The sequence below is a fragment of the Thalassobacillus cyri genome (assembly GCF_900107755.1).
Lineage (GTDB): Bacteria > Bacillota > Bacilli > Bacillales > Halobacillaceae > Thalassobacillus > Thalassobacillus cyri.
In genome coordinates this window covers 15,459-31,181 of sequence record NZ_FNQR01000013.1, presented here as the reverse complement: position 1 = coordinate 31,181, position 15,723 = coordinate 15,459, and the positions used below count along the sequence as shown (strand labels likewise).

The following is a 15,723-nucleotide window of genomic DNA, read 5'->3' as shown; positions in this document are numbered from 1 at the left end:
TAGGGGGTAATTTATTTTGAAAAATCGTCGTTTTCTATTAGTTTTTTCTTTATTGCTGGCGATTGGTATGATTCTAGGTGCTTGTGGCTCATCTGAAGGCGGTTCCAACGAATCAGAAGGCAGTGGCAGTGATGGTGGTAACGGGAATAGTGAAGAAGCTTCTGAGGGTGATTTCTCAGTTGCGATGGTTACGGACGTAGGGGGAATTGATGATAAATCATTTAACCAATCCGCATGGGAAGGTTTGCAAGCTTTTGGTGAAGAGAATGGCATGGAAAAAGGACAAGGCATCGATTATGCCCAATCCGCCAGTGATGCAGATTATAACACGAACTTGAACCGTTTGGTTCGCAGTGATTATAACTTGATTTTCGGAATTGGCTTTTTGCTTGCCCCAGCAATCGAAGAAGTTGCAGATCAAAATCCAGAAACGAATTTCAGCATTGTTGACTCCGTGGTTGAAAAAGATAACGTGGCGAGCATTGTATTTAAAGAACACCAAGGGTCTTTCCTGGTTGGTGTGGCAGCTGCTATGAAGACAGAATCTGATCAAGTAGGCTTTATCGGTGGTGTAGACAGTGATTTGATCAACAAATTCGAAGCTGGCTTCCGTGCTGGTGTCAAATCTGTCAATCCGGACATTGAAGTGAAAGTTCAATATGCAGGCGCATTCGATGCTCCCGATGATGGTAAGGCTATCGCTTCTAACATGTATTCCCAAGGTGTAGATGTAATTTATCACGCTTCAGGTGGTACAGGAAACGGTGTGTTTGCCCAAGCTAAAGACCTTAAGCAAAACGATCCAGACCGTAATGTTTGGGTTATCGGTGTTGACCGTGACCAGCACGAAGAAGGTCAAATCGGTGATATGAACGTTACATTGACTTCAATGGTCAAGCGTGTGGATATCGCAGTACAAGATATTTCCACAAAAGCGATGAACGGCGAATTCCCTGGTGGAGAAGTTGTAGAATACGGACTTGAAGATGATGCTATCAGTGTCGCTACTTCGAATGAAGAGGCAATGACTGATGAAATCAAAACTGCTGTTGAAGATTGGAAACAAAAAATCGTCGACGGTGATGTAGAAGTACCAAGCACACAAGATGAAGCAAAATCATTTGAAGATTCCCTTTAAGTTTGCATGGAAAGGTTGGAGCCCCAGCCTTTCCTTCTCTTACATAAAAAACATCAAATGAAAAGCAGGCAGCCCTTTTCATTTGATGTTTTTAAAGAAAGAAATCTATTAACTTATCTATCTATTACAATGGTTTACGTTCGATAAAGAAAGTGGGGGAAACCATGGATTATGTTATTGAAATGTTAGACATTCGAAAAGAATTTCCTGGTATCGTCGCAAATGATAATATCACGCTCCAAGTGCAAAAAGGTGAAATACATGCTTTGTTAGGGGAAAACGGTGCAGGTAAATCTACGTTGATGAATGTTCTTTTTGGCCTGTATCAACCAGAAAAAGGCGAAATTAAAGTACGCGGCGAAAAAGTTAAAATCAGTGATCCAAATGTTGCCAATCGGCTTGGGATCGGGATGGTCCATCAGCACTTCATGTTAGTCGACAAGTTTACGGTCACTGAAAATATCATTTTAGGAAGCGAACCCAAAAAGAAGGGTACCGTTGACCTTAAGAAAGCGGAAAAAGAAGTGGAGCGGCTGTCTGAGCTTTACGGTCTGAAAGTTGATCCCAGAGCGAAAATCCGTGATATTTCTGTCGGGATGCAACAGCGTGTCGAGATTTTAAAAACTTTATACCGTGGTGCGGAAATATTGATTTTTGATGAGCCAACTGCTGTGTTGACACCCCAGGAGATCAAAGAACTTATTGAAATCATGCGTGCGTTGATAAGAGAAGGTAAATCTATCATTCTCATCACTCATAAACTGAAAGAAATCATGCAGGTCTGTGATCGATGCACAGTTATCCGAAAAGGAAAGGGGATTGGCACCGTTGATGTAGCTGCTACCAATCCCACCGAACTGGCTTCCTTGATGGTTGGCCGTGAAGTCACTTTTTCCACGGATAAAACACCTGCTAATCCAAAAGATGTAACACTATCTGTCAAGGATTTAACGGTGAAAGATGCCAGGCAGGTAGAGATGGTTAAAAACCTGAGTCTCGATGTCAAAGCTGGAGAAATCGTAGGTCTGGCCGGTGTAGATGGCAATGGCCAATCGGAATTGATTGAGGCGATCACAGGTCTAAGAAAATCGTCGAGTGGCTCCATTCATTTAAATGGGAAGCCAATTACCAATTTGACACCACGGAAAGTCACAGATGCAGGTATTTCGCATATTCCGCAAGACCGCCACCGGTTCGGTTTAGTACTGGATTTTCCAGTTGGAGAGAACATGGTGCTTCAAACTTATAATAAAAAACCATTTTCAAAAAATGGGATCCTGAATTACAAAGAAATCTACAAAAAAGCCGAGTCATTGATTAAAGAATACGATGTGCGCACACCTTCTGTTTACACCAAAGCCAGAGCATTGTCAGGAGGGAACCAGCAGAAAGCGATCATCGGCAGGGAAGTGGATCGTTCTCCTGATTTAATCATTGCAGCTCAACCGACCAGGGGACTGGACGTAGGTGCCATTGAGTTCATTCACAAAAAACTGATTGAAGAACGGGATAAAGGACGCGCCGTATTGCTGCTATCATTTGAACTTGATGAGATTATGAACTTGAGCGATCGGATTGCAGTAATGTTTGATGGAAAAATCGTATCAGAAGTGAAGCCAGAAGAAACGACAGAACAAGAACTCGGTCTGCTTATGGCTGGCAGTAAACAGCAGAAAGCTGGTGAGCAGTAATGTTTTCAAATCGTTTAGTTAATATACTAATTCCTATTGTATCCGTCTTTCTCGGTCTTTTAGTGGGTGCATTCATCATGCTTGGCTTTGGTTACAACCCATTACTTGGGTATTTATCCTTATGGAACGGAGCTTTTGGGGACTCCTATTTCTTTGGAGAAACCCTGAGGCAAGTCACCCCGTATATTCTTTCGGGATTAGCTGTAGCATTCGCATTCCGGACTGGCTTGTTCAACATCGGGGTAGAAGGTCAGGTCATCGTTGGCTGGTTAGCCTCTGTCTGGGTTGGTCTGGCGATTGATGCACCGATGATCATCCATCTGCCCTTAGCTGTATTAGCGGCAGCTTTAGCCGGTGCGGCCTGGGGGTTTTTACCAGGTTTGTTAAAAGCGAAGCTTGGGGTCCATGAAGTTATTGTCACAATCATGATGAACTACATCGCCTTATATACTTCCAATGCTTTGGTACGGAATGTCATAAGTGATGGGAAAGACCGTACGGAACGAGTGCCTGAGACGGCATCATTGACATCAGAATGGCTGGCGTCTCTTACGCAATATTCCAGATTGCACTTCGGTCTATTGATTGCTTTATTTGCAGCTGCAGTCATGTGGTTTTTACTGAATAAGACAGCAAGGGGCTATGAGCTTCGGGCGGTCGGTTTCAATCAGGATGCTTCCAGATATGCGGGAATGAATGTCGGACGCAACATTATTTTATCGATGGTCATCTCAGGTGCTTTTGCAGGACTTGCAGGTGCGATGGAAGGTATCGGCACATTCGGCTACCAATCTGTAAAGGGCGGTTTTACCAATATCGGATTTGATGGTATCGCCGTAGCCTTGCTCGGTGGCAACGCTGCAATAGGTGTCGTGCTGGCAGCCTTCTTATTCGGTACTTTGAAGATCGGAGCACTGAACATGCCGACAGGCGCTGGGGTGCCGACTGAGTTGGTGGATATTGTCATTGCGATGATCATTTTCTTTGTCGCTTCCAGTTATATGATCCGCTGGTTCCTGTTGAAAATTAAAAAGGAGGGGAAATAAAATGGGGTTCTTAGATATTCTGCAATCAATCATCGGCCCGGCTATTTTCTTTTCAGCCCCTCTGATTCTTACCGCCATCGGTGGTGTATTTAGTGAAAGGTCCGGCGTCGTAAATATCGGGCTGGAAGGTCTTATGGTTATGGGAGCCTTTGTCGGTATTGTTTTCAATCTTACTTTCATCGGAACATTCGGTTCCTGGACGCCCTGGATATCTATTTTTGTAGCAATGATAATCTCTGCGATTTTCGCTATCATCCATGCCATTGCATCGGTGACTTTTCGCGCTGATCAGGTAGTCAGCGGGGTAGCCATCAACTTTTTAGCCTTGGGGCTAGGGTTGTTTTTGACAAAGCAATGGTATGGAAAAGGACAGACAGATATGGTAGACAGGCCTTTTTATACCACAGACGTACCTTTCTTGTCTGATATCCCGGTCATTGGAGAGTTGTTTTTCTCAGGAATGTACCTGACTTCTTATTTAGCAATAGCAGTCGCTATCCTGGGTTGGTATGTATTATACAAAACCCCATTTGGATTGCGTCTTCGCTCGGTGGGAGAGCATCCGATGGCTGCTGATACAAACGGTATCAATGTCACAAAAATGCGTTATATCGCTGTCATGATCTCAGGCGCGATGGCCGGTCTCGGGGGTTCGGTATTCGCACTTACGATTGCACTCAATTTTTCTCATTCTACAATCGTAGGCCAAGGGTTCATGTCATTAGCTGCCGTCATTTTTGGTAAATGGCATCCCCTGGGAGCAATGGGGGCGGCGTTATTCTTCGGTTTTGCCCAAAGCCTGAGTATTATCAGTTCAGGTGTTCCATTGCTGCAGGATGTTCCGCAGGTCTTCTTATTGATTGCACCTTATGTGTTGACGATATTAGCTCTGGCAGGAGTCATCGGTCGAGCAGAAGCACCAAAAGCAATTGGTACACCATACATCAAAGGGAGCCGCTAAATCAAAAATTCACCCGGGTTTTAAAGACCGGGTGAATTTTTTTTACATTTCGGAAGTAATCACGTAGGATAATAAATGGAATGAATTTTTTTGAATGGATAAATATAGATTGAATTGTAAAAATAAGAGAAGCAGATCGAATGAGGAGGACTGGATTATGAAGATAACTAAAGAAAAGATGTTAGAAAAGAAAGGGTATCGGTTACATATCCTTCCCAGTAAGAAATATAAAACCATTAACATAGTAGCAAAATTTAAATCTGACTTAAAAAAAGACTGGATGACAAAGCGAGCATTGCTGCCGATGGTGCTGCAGAAAGCGACGCAAAACCATTCCAGCCCACGCCAGCTTCAATCCGCATTAGAAAACCTGTATGGTACTATCCTGAGCAGTGATGGGACCAAAAAAGGTGAGAATCACGTCATCAGTTTTCGAATGGAAGTTGCCAACGAAGCTTATTTAAATGACCAGACGCCATTACTGGAAGAAGCTCTTCATCTTCTCCATGATGTCCTCTTCAACCCGAAAACTGAAAACGGCGCCTTCGATGAGAAAATATTCAACCGTGAAAAACAGACGCTGGAGCAAAAGATCACTTCCATCAAAGATGACAAAATGAGCTATGCGAATATGCGTCTCATCGATAATATGTGCAAGGAGGAGCCATATTCCTATCATGTCCACGGTTATCCGGAAGATTTGGAAAAATTAACTGCTGCTGACTTATATGAATATTACCAAACCTTCATCACGACCGATTTGTTGGATGTATATGTAATCGGGGACTTTGACGAAAGTGAAACGGAGCGGTTGATGGATAAATATTTTACAAGGGAGCAGTCCAGCAACGATACAAACATAACACAGAACTCAACTACGCCAAACATTGACGAATCACAGGAAATCATCGAGCAAGATGAGCTGAACCAGGGTAAACTTCACCTGGGCTTCCGTACGCATACGACATTTGGTGATGAAGATTATTATGCTTTGCAGATTTTTAATGGACTTTTCGGTGGGTTCCCAAGCTCCAAGTTATTCATGAATGTACGGGAAAAGCACAGTCTTGCTTACTATGCTGCATCGAGATTTGAAAGCCATAAAGGTTTGCTGCTTGTGTTCAGCGGTATCGCTCCTAATGATTACGACCAGGCAAAAACGATCATTCTCGAGCAAGTGGAAGCGATGCGAAAAGGTGAGTTTAGCGAAGAAGAAGTGGAACAAACGAAGGAATTAGTGATCAATCAACTATTAGAAACGATGGACAGCGCACAAGGTTTAATTGAAATCCTCTATCATCAAGTATTATCGGGTCATATGATTGAAGCCGAAGAGCTTGTTAATAATATCCGCTACGTTTCGAAGCAAGAGGTTATCGATATGGCCGCTAAGATTGAATTAGACACCATTTACTTCTTGACAAGCAAAGAAGGGGGAGCACAATAATGAAGGAACTCGTCTACGATCAGCTGAAAGAAAAAATATATACAGAGACGTTAGATAACGGGCTGAAGGTCTTTTTATTAAGTAAACCGGATATGGTAAAAACATTCGGTATCTTTGCTACGGACTATGGTTCAATCGATCAGACTTTCACTCCGATCGGTAAAAATGAAAAAGTAAGTGTCCCTGAAGGCATTGCTCACTTTCTAGAGCATAAACTATTCGAAAAGGAAGACAGGGACGTTTTTCAGGATTTCACCAAGCAAGGTGCTTCCGCCAATGCTTTTACATCATTTACAAAAACAGCCTACCTATTCTCTGCCACGAGCAATATTGAAAAGAATGTGGAAACGTTGCTGAACTTTGTGCAAGATCCTTTCTTTTCTGATCAATCGGTAGAAAAAGAAAAAGGTATCATTGCCCAAGAAATTAAAATGTATGATGATCAGCCAGATTGGCGCGCGTTTTTCGGTACAATCCAAAGCCTTTTCCATGAACACCCTGTGCGTGTGGATATTGCCGGTACGGTAGAGTCGATTGAAGAAATCACTAAAGAAGATCTTTATACGTGTTATGAAACTTTTTATCATCCATCCAATATGACTTTGTTCATAGCGGGGAATTTCAACCCTGAAGAAATGATGAAGCAGGTCAAGGATAACCAGAACGCGAAAGAATTTGCAGATACACCATCCATCCAACGGTCTTATCCTGAAGAGCCGGAAACGGTAGCAACATCCTATGGAAAAATAGAGATGCCTGTAACTACATCTAAATGCATGGTCGGCATTAAAGAGAAAGTCGCAGGGTTATCCGGGAGAGAACTTTTGAAAGCAGAACTCTTATCCAGCATGATTTTAAGCCACTATTTTTCAAAGAGTGGGGAATTTTATGAAGAGTTGTATGAAAACGATTTGATTGATGACAGCTTCCATTACGAAACAGACCTTGACCGCCAATTTGGTTTTACCATTTTAGGTGGTGATTCAAGGAAGCCGGATGAACTGGCAGAACGGGTAAAAGAAATGCTTCATCAATTGAAAGAACGGGAAATTGCCGAGGAAGATTTCGACCGTATGAAAAAGAAAAAAATTGGTCAGTTTTTACGAGCGATGAATTCAATGGAGTTCATCGCTAATCAGTTCTCCCATTATCACTTGCTTGGTATCGATTTATTCGAAGTGCTTCCTGAAATTGAGTCGTTGACTACAAAGGATGCAAATGAATTTTTGAAAGACTGGATTAATGAAGAACGAATCGCAGTTTTCCAGGTAATCCCACAGCAAGCTGGCTGAGCAGGATATGAGCAATAACATATTGATTATGGGTGCAAGTGGAGATATCGGGAGTGCCATTACCAGCGTCTTATCCGATCAGGGTAAACGTGTGTTCCTACAGTATCACTCAAATGAAAAATCTATCACACAGCTGAAAAATTCCCTTCCAAAAGAGAATTGGCTGGGAGCTGTAAAAGCGAACTTGGAGACTTCGGCCGGCATCCATGATTTTCTGGAAAACATTCCAGTCCATATCGATGGCGTAGTGTTTGCGGGAGGCCGGGCTTTGTTAGGGTTGTTTCAAGATATGACCGAAACGGAGATGGATCAACTTTTCCACCTTCATGTCAAAACACCCTGGCTGGTTACCAGGCACCTTCTCCCAAGTATGATCAGGCAGAGGTATGGCCGGATTATACTTCTCTCTTCCATTTGGGGAGATATAGGGGCCAGCATGGAGGTTCTATACAGTTCTGTAAAAGGGGCTCAAAACAGCTTTGTGAAAGCCCTGGCAAAAGAAACTGCCAGAAGCGGCATTGCAGTGAATGGGGTCAGTCCTGGATTCATCGATACAAAAATGAATGAGGCTTTCAATACTGAAGAACGCGCCTCATTATTAGACGAAATCCCTTCCGGGCGAGCAGGAACACCGGAAGAAGTGGCGAAAGTAGTTGGATTTTTGTTAAGTGAAGATGCGAGCTATATCAATGGAGAAATCATCAAAGTCAACGGAGCCTGGAGCTAAGCCGGTCATAATTTTTTTCCTCCTGTTCCTTCTTTCGCGTATAATATTTCCCATTTTTCTTAAACTAAGGGTGTATTTTAAACAAAGGAGGAAACAGTATGTCTGTACTTGACAACTTTGATTCGTGGAAAGATTTCTTAGGCGATCGCCTTCACCAAGCGGAAGGACAAGGGATCAATCAAAACGCCGTATCTGATCTTGCTTATGAAATCGGTGGTTATCTGGCTAAGCAGGTCGATGCAAAGAATGATCAAGAAGCAATCCTTCGCGATCTATGGAATGTGGCTGACAAAGAGGAACAGCATGCCATTGCAAATATGATGGTGAAATTAGTTCAAGATCAAGGTACCCAACGCTAATAGAAAATCTCCATCTGAAAGTCGCGCTGTTGCATCAGCGCGGCTTTTGTCTGATTATGTCGATATTCCCATCAACAAGGTTTGCAATAGGACTAATTGTGGAACTCTCCAAAATATATAAACACTCCTTTTCTAATATATGAAAATCATTTATTATAAAAGAAGGGTTGAAGCTCGATTTTTTGCTGGTACATAACATTTGATTCCAGAGGAGTTGTAGTATGGAGAAAAAAGAGTGGTATCTGGAATATGAAATTCAATATAATCGCCCAGGACTATTAGGGGACATTTCTTCTTTATTAGGGATGCTGGCGATTAATATCATTACGATTAACGGTGTCGAAAATTCGCATCGCGGTATGCTTTTGCTGTGTAAAAATGAGGAGCAGATCGACCGATTGAAATCTGTTGTAAAAACCATGGACACCATCAAAATCACGAAATTGAGACGCCCTAAACTTCGTGACACCCTGGCAGTGCGTCATGGCCGGTATATTCATAGTGATGTAGACGACCGGAAGACATTCCGGTTTATTCGTGAGGACTTGGGTTTACTGGTTGATTTTTTGGCAGAACTATTTATGAAAGACGGCCATAAGCTCGTCGGAATCAGAGGAATGCCTCGGGTCGGCAAAACGGAATCCATTGTCGCTTCCAGTGTATGTGCAAACAAACGCTGGTTGTTCGTATCCAGTACACTTTTGAAACAAACGATCCGAAGCCAGTTGATTGAAGATGAGTATAGCGAAGATACATTATATATCATAGATGGAATCGTTTCGACTCGAAGAGCCAATGAAAAGCATTGGCAGTTAGTACGGGAAATTATGAGACTGCCAGCCACCAAAGTTGTAGAACACCCAGATATTTTTGTGCAGGAGTCCGAATATAAAATGGAGGATTTCGACTATATCATCGAATTAAGAAATACAGAAGACGAAGAAATAACTTATGAGACAGTAGAAAAACCGGAACTTTCACCAAACGATGGTTTTTCCATGTTTGATTTTTAATAGTAATGGATGGTGTTATACATGGAGCTCGGTACTCGCTTGAGGGAAGCGCGAGAGTCAAAAGGCTTTTCGTTAGAAGATATTCAACAAGTCACTAAAATACAAAAACGTTATCTTCAGGCTATAGAAAAAGGGGATCATAGTGTGCTGCCCGGGACATTTTACGCCAGGGCATTCATCCGGGAATATGCAGCAGCAGTTGGACTTAGCCCTGATGAAATTATGGAGGAGTATAAAAATGAGCTCCCCGCATCCCCGGAGGAAAGTGCAGTCAGCTACAATCGCATGCAGCGTTCCAAAGAAGAGGCATCTCCTTCAAATGGAGGTTTTTCGAGAATTTTTCCTACTATCATTACAATCATTTTAATAGGAATTATTATTTTTGCTGCCTATTTTTTCCTTTCTAAACTCGATTCAGGAAAAGATAATGACTCGAGCCAGCAGAGAGACAGTGGTGATGAAATCATCGTCGAGGATTCTACTGGAGAAAATAATTCCACAGATGAAAATAGCGAAGAAAATAAACAAGGTGCAGATGCCAAGGATGAGGGAGAATCAAAAGAAACAGCTACACAAGAAGACGATTCTGACAAGAAAGATGAAAAAGCAGAAGAAATATCAGCAGAAGTAACTGAGACCGGTTCTGGCGGTTTCCCGCAGCATACCGTAGAAGTGTCTCAAACAGAAGAACTTGGGCTGACGATTGAGCTGAAAGAGACCAGCTATTTAGAAGTAAAGAAGGGTCCCGATGGGGAAACCTTGATTCCTAGCATTGAATATGGAAAAGATGATTCTCCGATCACCTTAGATATAAGCGGTGAAAAGCAGATTTACATCAAATCTGGCTATGTCCCGGCTACTACGATAAAGCTCAATGGGAAAAAAATTGAATTCCCGGTGGATAAAATGCAGCAAAAGTTTCTCATCAAAGTAGCTGAATGAACGATTCTATAGAAGCTGTTCCAAAGGAACGCAAGGGGGTCCCATACGACCCCTGTAACATTTCTTTATGGAACAGCTTTAATCATGCAGGAAGCCATTTAGGAGTGTGTTAACAATGAATATACCAAATCGAATTACCATTTCACGAATTTTGTTGATTCCTATTTTTATCGTCCTTATGAGTGTGCCTTTTAATTGGGGGGATATCGCTATGGGGGAACGTGAGCTTCCGGTCTCCCACCTGGCAGCTGCTATCCTTTTTATAATCGCTTCAACTACAGATTGGATCGACGGCTATTACGCCAGAAAACACAATTTAGTCACGAATCTTGGTAAATTTCTTGATCCGCTTGCTGATAAATTGCTCGTGTCTGCCGCTTTGATTTTATTAGTGGAGCAAGGGCTGGCGCCAGGCTGGATTGTCATCACCATTATCAGCAGGGAATTTGCTGTCACAGGGTTGCGCCTTGTTGCTGCTGGGGAAGGTATCGTCCTTGCAGCGAGTAATATGGGGAAATGGAAGACAACCCTGCAAATTGTTGCTATCTCCGCGTTACTGCTTCATAACTGGCCGTTTGCTTATATTGGATTTCCATTTGGAATTATCACTTTATACGCAGCAATGATCATCACGGTTATTTCCGGCTATGATTATTTCGCCAAAAACTGGCATGTGATGAGGGATTCAAAATAATGAAGACAGTAAAAGCAGAAATTATCGGTGTCGGAACGGAGTTATTACTTGGGCAAATCGCTAATACAAATGCGCAATGGATATCCGCCCAGTTGGCGGCTCAAGGTATTCATGTTTATTTCCATGGTGTGGTCGGTGATAATTTCAACCGGTGTGTCGAAACATTCGAAGCAGCTCAGCGCCGCTCTGATTTGGTAATCGTAACTGGCGGCTTAGGCCCCACGGAAGATGACATGACAAGAGATGCAGCAAATGAACTTTTTGGCCAGACGTTGTTGGAGGATGCGGAAAGTTTAAAGCGTGTCGAACATTTTTATCAAAAAAACAACCGGATCATGTCTCCAAATAATCGCAAACAGGCACTTGTGTTCGAACATGCAAGGGTCTTGCAAAATCATGAAGGGATGGCTCCTGGGATGATTGTGGAGCATGAAGGGGTGCTATGGATATTCCTTCCTGGTGTCCCATCTGAAATGAAGCACCTGATGGAAAAGCATGCAATGCCTTATTTATATGATTATTATGATTTAAGCACGGAAATAGTATCTGAGATGCTGCGATTTATCGGAATCGGAGAATCACAACTGGAGCATGAGCTTCAACATATGATCAGCAGCCAGACGAACCCTACAATCGCCCCTTTAGCATCTGAAGGAGAAGTCGGATTAAGATTGACCGCAAAAGGGGAAACAAAACAAGAAGCAGGAACTATGATTGCTTCCCTTAAAAATCGCATACTGGCTAAAGTCGGAAACTATTATTATGGTTCGGGTGAAGTAACCATTCAGCAAAAAGTGATTGGACTTTTAAAGGAACAGCAGTTAACGATAGCTGCTGCAGAAAGCTTAACGGGTGGCCGGTTCACCGATCAGATGATCAGTGTCCCCGGTGCTTCCAGTGTCTGTGAGGGAAGTTTGGTGACGTACACACCTGCGATGAAAGAAAGTCTGCTGGGCGTACCTGGCGATCTCATCAATGAGTTTGGGACCATCAGTGAAGAATGTGCCCGGTCTATGGCGGAGAACGTCCAGCGGTTGACTAGAAGTAATATCGGCATCAGTTTCACAGGTGTAGCAGGACCAGACGCAAGCGAAGGTAAGGATCCTGGTACTGTTTTCATCTCACTTCGAATCAATAAGGAACAAGAACTGGTCAAGAAATTCCATTTTAATGGAGGCAGAGAGACTGTACGTAACCGGGCGGTGAAAAAAGGGTATGAATTACTCTTCCATAAGTTGAAAAAAGATTTTTCAAGTCCTGTTCCTGGGCGATAATTCTTGTTTCCACTAGGTATAAACCAAAAGTCAGCTGGTGCAATTTATAAAAAAAGGGAACATCTATTCGCTTTTTAGTTGGCAAATCGTTCAAAACAAGTTATCATAAGGATAGCAAAGCTGAAAGGGGAATATTATGAGTGATCGTAAACAAGCGTTAGACATGGCGCTTAAACAAATTGAGAAACAATTCGGAAAAGGCTCTGTTATGAAGTTAGGTGAACAAGCCGAACAAAAGGTAAATACAGTGCCTAGTGGATCCTTGGCACTTGATGTAGCCCTGGGTGTCGGCGGATATCCGCGCGGGCGTGTCGTTGAAATATATGGACCGGAATCATCCGGTAAAACAACTGTTGCACTTCATGCGATTGCAGAAGCTCAACGGAATGGCGGACAAGCAGCATTTATCGATGCCGAGCATGCATTGGATCCTGTCTATGCACGGAATCTCGGTGTTAATGTAGATGAACTCTTGTTATCCCAGCCGGATACAGGAGAGCAGGCTTTGGAAATTGCAGAAGCACTTGTACGTAGTGGTGCTGTCGACATGGTGGTTGTCGATTCTGTAGCAGCCCTGGTGCCTAAAGCGGAAATCGAAGGGGAAATGGGAGACTCACACGTCGGCCTGCAGGCACGACTGATGTCCCAGGCTTTGCGTAAGCTTTCTGGTGCTATCAACAAATCGAAGACTACAGCTATCTTCATCAACCAAATCCGTGAAAAAGTCGGAGTCATGTTCGGTAATCCTGAAACTACTCCGGGCGGCCGGGCATTGAAATTCTATTCTTCTGTACGCCTTGAAGTACGCCGGGCTGAAACTTTGAAGCAGGGCAACGACATGGTCGGGAATAAAACCCGCATCAAAGTTGTCAAAAACAAGGTAGCTCCTCCATTCAAGCAAGCGGAAGTGGATATCATGTATGGTCAAGGTATTTCAAGTGAAGGTGAATTGATTGATATCGGTTCTGACCTTGATATCGTCCAGAAAAGCGGTTCCTGGTATTCCTATAACGATGAACGTTTGGGACAAGGCCGTGAAAACGCGAAGCAATTCCTGAAAGAAAACCCTGATGTCTATCAAGCTATCAATGATCAGATCCGTAAGCACTACGGTATGTATGAAGGACAGGATGACGCAGAAACATCAAAGGGAGCGAATCAGGAATCGTTAGACGTATAAATCGTTAGGAAAGCAGCGTATACCATAAGCGCTGCTTTTTTATATGAAATGATTACAGCCTGTCCAGCTCCTGCGTACAGGAGCCACGACCGGCTCTGGAACCGGGAATTTTCTTCCAAGCAACGTTGAAACATAGTGGTATCAGCATCTATCAAGAAGATATATTTGACGATTCCTTGACATTACCATTACACAAGCTTAAAATTAACGTGTATCATTTTCATTTTTTTATACACCTAACAAACAAATTTTGTCTGAAAATGAAACGTATGTACATGCCGACAAATTGTACAATTTCATAGCAAGAGGAGGTGAAATCATGGATAATTTGGTATCCCTGCTCATCTTCATTTTGCTTGCCCTGATCGTCGGTATTGTTGTTGGTTATCTCATTCGGAAATCCATTGCGGAAGCGAAGATTTCAAGTGCTGAAGAATTGGCAAAACAGATTGTTGACGAAGGTCGTCGTAATGCGGAAGCTGCTAAAAAAGAAGCACTTCTGGAAGCGAAAGACGAAAATCATAAGTTTCGCCAGGAAGCAGAAGACGAAATTCGCGAACGCCGTATGGAGTTACAAAAGTCAGAAAATCGTTTAATGCAGAAAGAAGAAAACCTTGACCGTAAAAGCGAAACGCAAGATAAGCGTGAGCTTACGCTCGAGAAAAAAGAGGAAACTCTTGCCGAAAGACAACAACAAATTGAAGAAATGGAAAGCAAAGTGAAAGCTATGCTGCAAGAGCAACAAACTGAGCTTGAACGCATTTCCGGCTTAACTTCAGACCAGGCTAAACAGATCATTTTAGAACGTGTTGAACAAGAAGTTTCTCATGAATCTGCTCTCTTGATCAAAGAAGCAGAGAATCGTGCCAAAGAGGAAGCGGATAAGAAGGCGAAAAGCATTCTTTCACTTGCTATGCAGCGTTGTGCCGCTGATCATGTAGCGGAAACGACGGTATCGGTTGTAAACCTTCCAAATGATGAAATGAAAGGACGGATCATCGGTCGTGAAGGTCGAAATATCCGAACCCTGGAGACATTGACTGGAATCGATTTGATTATAGATGATACGCCGGAAGCTGTCATTTTATCAGGTTTTGACCCGATTCGCAGAGAAACTGCCCGGATAGCATTAGAAAAATTAGTACAGGATGGAAGGATTCATCCTGCTCGTATCGAAGAGATGGTCGACAAATCTCGTCGCGAAGTGGATGAATATATTAGAGAAGTCGGTGAACAAACTACTTTTGAAGTAGGTGTCCACGGCTTACATCCTGACTTGGTAAAAATCCTTGGCCGTTTAAAATATCGTACAAGCTATGGTCAAAATGTTTTAAAACACTCCATGGAAGTAGCGTATCTCTCAGGACTGCTTGCAGCAGAGCTGGGGGAAGACGAAACATTAGCCCGCCGTGCCGGCCTTCTGCATGATATCGGAAAAGCGATCGATCATGAAATTGAAGGCAGTCACGTAGAAATCGGTAAAGAGCTGGCAGTCAAGTATAAGGAAAATGAGGTTGTCATCAATGCTATTGCTTCCCACCATGGGGATGAAGAACCGACATCGATTATTTCCGTACTTGTAGCTGCTGCTGACGCTTTATCCGCAGCACGCCCAGGTGCTCGAAGCGAAACTCTGGAAAACTACATCAAACGCTTGGAGAAACTGGAAGAGATTTGTGAAGCTCATGAAGGAGTGGAAAAATCTTTTGCCATCCAGGCAGGTCGTGAAGTCCGGATTATGGTGAAGCCAGACGAAATCGATGATGTTACAGCTACAAAAGTAGCACGCAGCATCCGCAAACAGATTGAGGATGAGCTTGACTATCCTGGTCATATTAAGGTTACCGTCATTCGTGAAACACGATCAGTAGAATACGCTAAATAAAGTGGCCCTAACCGGCCACTTTATTTTTGTGTTTTGACATTGATGGCAGCCTATGTGAAACTGAATCTGAATAT

At 43.0% G+C, this 15,723-nt stretch carries 14 protein-coding genes; all 14 read left to right on the top strand.

The window, feature by feature from the left end; genetic code table 11:
* The first annotated feature begins 16 nt into the window (after positions 1-16).
* A complete protein-coding gene (locus BLV00_RS14820; protein ID WP_093045754.1) occupies positions 17-1,138 on the top strand; it encodes a BMP family lipoprotein in 1,122 nt (373 codons plus the stop codon).
* Between the two features lie 164 nt (positions 1,139-1,302).
* A complete protein-coding gene (locus BLV00_RS14815) occupies positions 1,303-2,829 on the top strand; it encodes an ABC transporter ATP-binding protein (protein ID WP_093045753.1) in 1,527 nt (508 codons plus the stop codon).
* Positions 2,829-3,875, top strand: a complete 1,047-nt coding sequence (locus tag BLV00_RS14810; RefSeq protein WP_093045752.1) for an ABC transporter permease — start codon at positions 2,829-2,831, stop codon at positions 3,873-3,875. Before BLV00_RS14815 ends, BLV00_RS14810 begins: the two co-directional genes overlap by 1 nt.
* A 1-nt stretch (position 3,876) precedes the next feature.
* The gene (locus BLV00_RS14805) at positions 3,877-4,836 is read left to right on the top strand and encodes an ABC transporter permease (protein ID WP_093045751.1); all 960 of its coding nucleotides are present in this window, start codon (positions 3,877-3,879) and stop codon (positions 4,834-4,836) included.
* 157 nt (positions 4,837-4,993) lie between these two features.
* The gene (gene yfmF, locus BLV00_RS14800) at positions 4,994-6,283 is read left to right on the top strand and encodes an EF-P 5-aminopentanol modification-associated protein YfmF (RefSeq protein ID WP_093045750.1); all 1,290 of its coding nucleotides are present in this window, start codon (positions 4,994-4,996) and stop codon (positions 6,281-6,283) included.
* On the top strand, positions 6,283-7,575 hold the full coding sequence (yfmH, locus tag BLV00_RS14795) for an EF-P 5-aminopentanol modification-associated protein YfmH (RefSeq protein WP_093045749.1): 1,293 nt from the start codon (positions 6,283-6,285) through the stop codon (positions 7,573-7,575). Before yfmF ends, yfmH begins: the two co-directional genes overlap by 1 nt.
* A gap of 7 nt (positions 7,576-7,582) precedes the next feature.
* Positions 7,583-8,302 (top strand): elongation factor P 5-aminopentanone reductase, encoded by a 720-nt coding sequence (ymfI, locus tag BLV00_RS14790; RefSeq protein ID WP_093045748.1) that lies wholly within the window; start codon positions 7,583-7,585, stop codon positions 8,300-8,302.
* 98 nt (positions 8,303-8,400) lie between these two features.
* Positions 8,401-8,661, top strand: coding sequence for a DUF3243 domain-containing protein (locus tag BLV00_RS14785; RefSeq protein ID WP_093045747.1), 261 nt, complete (start codon positions 8,401-8,403; stop codon positions 8,659-8,661).
* 221 nt (positions 8,662-8,882) lie between these two features.
* Complete coding sequence (locus BLV00_RS14780) at positions 8,883-9,674, top strand: DUF3388 domain-containing protein (RefSeq protein WP_093045746.1); 792 nt, start codon at positions 8,883-8,885, stop codon at positions 9,672-9,674.
* Between the two features lie 21 nt (positions 9,675-9,695).
* Complete coding sequence (locus BLV00_RS14775; protein WP_176791590.1) at positions 9,696-10,616, top strand: helix-turn-helix domain-containing protein; 921 nt, start codon at positions 9,696-9,698, stop codon at positions 10,614-10,616.
* A gap of 115 nt (positions 10,617-10,731) precedes the next feature.
* Positions 10,732-11,310 carry a CDP-diacylglycerol--glycerol-3-phosphate 3-phosphatidyltransferase gene (gene pgsA / locus BLV00_RS14770; protein ID WP_093045744.1) on the top strand — a complete coding sequence of 193 codons (579 nt, stop codon included), beginning with the start codon at positions 10,732-10,734 and terminating at the stop codon, positions 11,308-11,310.
* Positions 11,310-12,584, top strand: a complete 1,275-nt coding sequence (locus tag BLV00_RS14765; RefSeq protein WP_093045743.1) for a competence/damage-inducible protein A — start codon at positions 11,310-11,312, stop codon at positions 12,582-12,584. Before pgsA ends, BLV00_RS14765 begins: the two co-directional genes overlap by 1 nt.
* 136 nt (positions 12,585-12,720) lie before the next feature.
* Positions 12,721-13,764 (top strand): recombinase RecA, encoded by a 1,044-nt coding sequence (gene recA, locus BLV00_RS14760; RefSeq protein ID WP_093045742.1) that lies wholly within the window; start codon positions 12,721-12,723, stop codon positions 13,762-13,764.
* 319 nt (positions 13,765-14,083) lie between these two features.
* Positions 14,084-15,649: a ribonuclease Y gene (gene rny, locus BLV00_RS14755; RefSeq protein ID WP_093045741.1), complete on the top strand. Its 1,566-nt coding sequence runs from the start codon at positions 14,084-14,086 to the stop codon at positions 15,647-15,649.
* Positions 15,650-15,723 lie beyond the last annotated feature (74 nt).

Coding starts and splice junctions, on each gene's coding strand:
- recA (WP_093045742.1), top strand. CDS start 12,721: ATGAGTGATCGTAAACAAGCGTTAGACATGGCGCTTAAACAAATTGAG.
- yfmF (WP_093045750.1), top strand. CDS start 4,994: ATGAAGATAACTAAAGAAAAGATGTTAGAAAAGAAAGGGTATCGGTTA.
- BLV00_RS14775 (WP_176791590.1), top strand. CDS start 9,696: ATGGAGCTCGGTACTCGCTTGAGGGAAGCGCGAGAGTCAAAAGGCTTT.
- BLV00_RS14785 (WP_093045747.1), top strand. CDS start 8,401: ATGTCTGTACTTGACAACTTTGATTCGTGGAAAGATTTCTTAGGCGAT.
- yfmH (WP_093045749.1), top strand. CDS start 6,283: ATGAAGGAACTCGTCTACGATCAGCTGAAAGAAAAAATATATACAGAG.
- BLV00_RS14805 (WP_093045751.1), top strand. CDS start 3,877: ATGGGGTTCTTAGATATTCTGCAATCAATCATCGGCCCGGCTATTTTC.
- pgsA (WP_093045744.1), top strand. CDS start 10,732: ATGAATATACCAAATCGAATTACCATTTCACGAATTTTGTTGATTCCT.
- BLV00_RS14810 (WP_093045752.1), top strand. CDS start 2,829: ATGTTTTCAAATCGTTTAGTTAATATACTAATTCCTATTGTATCCGTC.
- ymfI (WP_093045748.1), top strand. CDS start 7,583: ATGAGCAATAACATATTGATTATGGGTGCAAGTGGAGATATCGGGAGT.
- rny (WP_093045741.1), top strand. CDS start 14,084: ATGGATAATTTGGTATCCCTGCTCATCTTCATTTTGCTTGCCCTGATC.
- BLV00_RS14780 (WP_093045746.1), top strand. CDS start 8,883: ATGGAGAAAAAAGAGTGGTATCTGGAATATGAAATTCAATATAATCGC.
- BLV00_RS14815 (WP_093045753.1), top strand. CDS start 1,303: ATGGATTATGTTATTGAAATGTTAGACATTCGAAAAGAATTTCCTGGT.
- BLV00_RS14765 (WP_093045743.1), top strand. CDS start 11,310: ATGAAGACAGTAAAAGCAGAAATTATCGGTGTCGGAACGGAGTTATTA.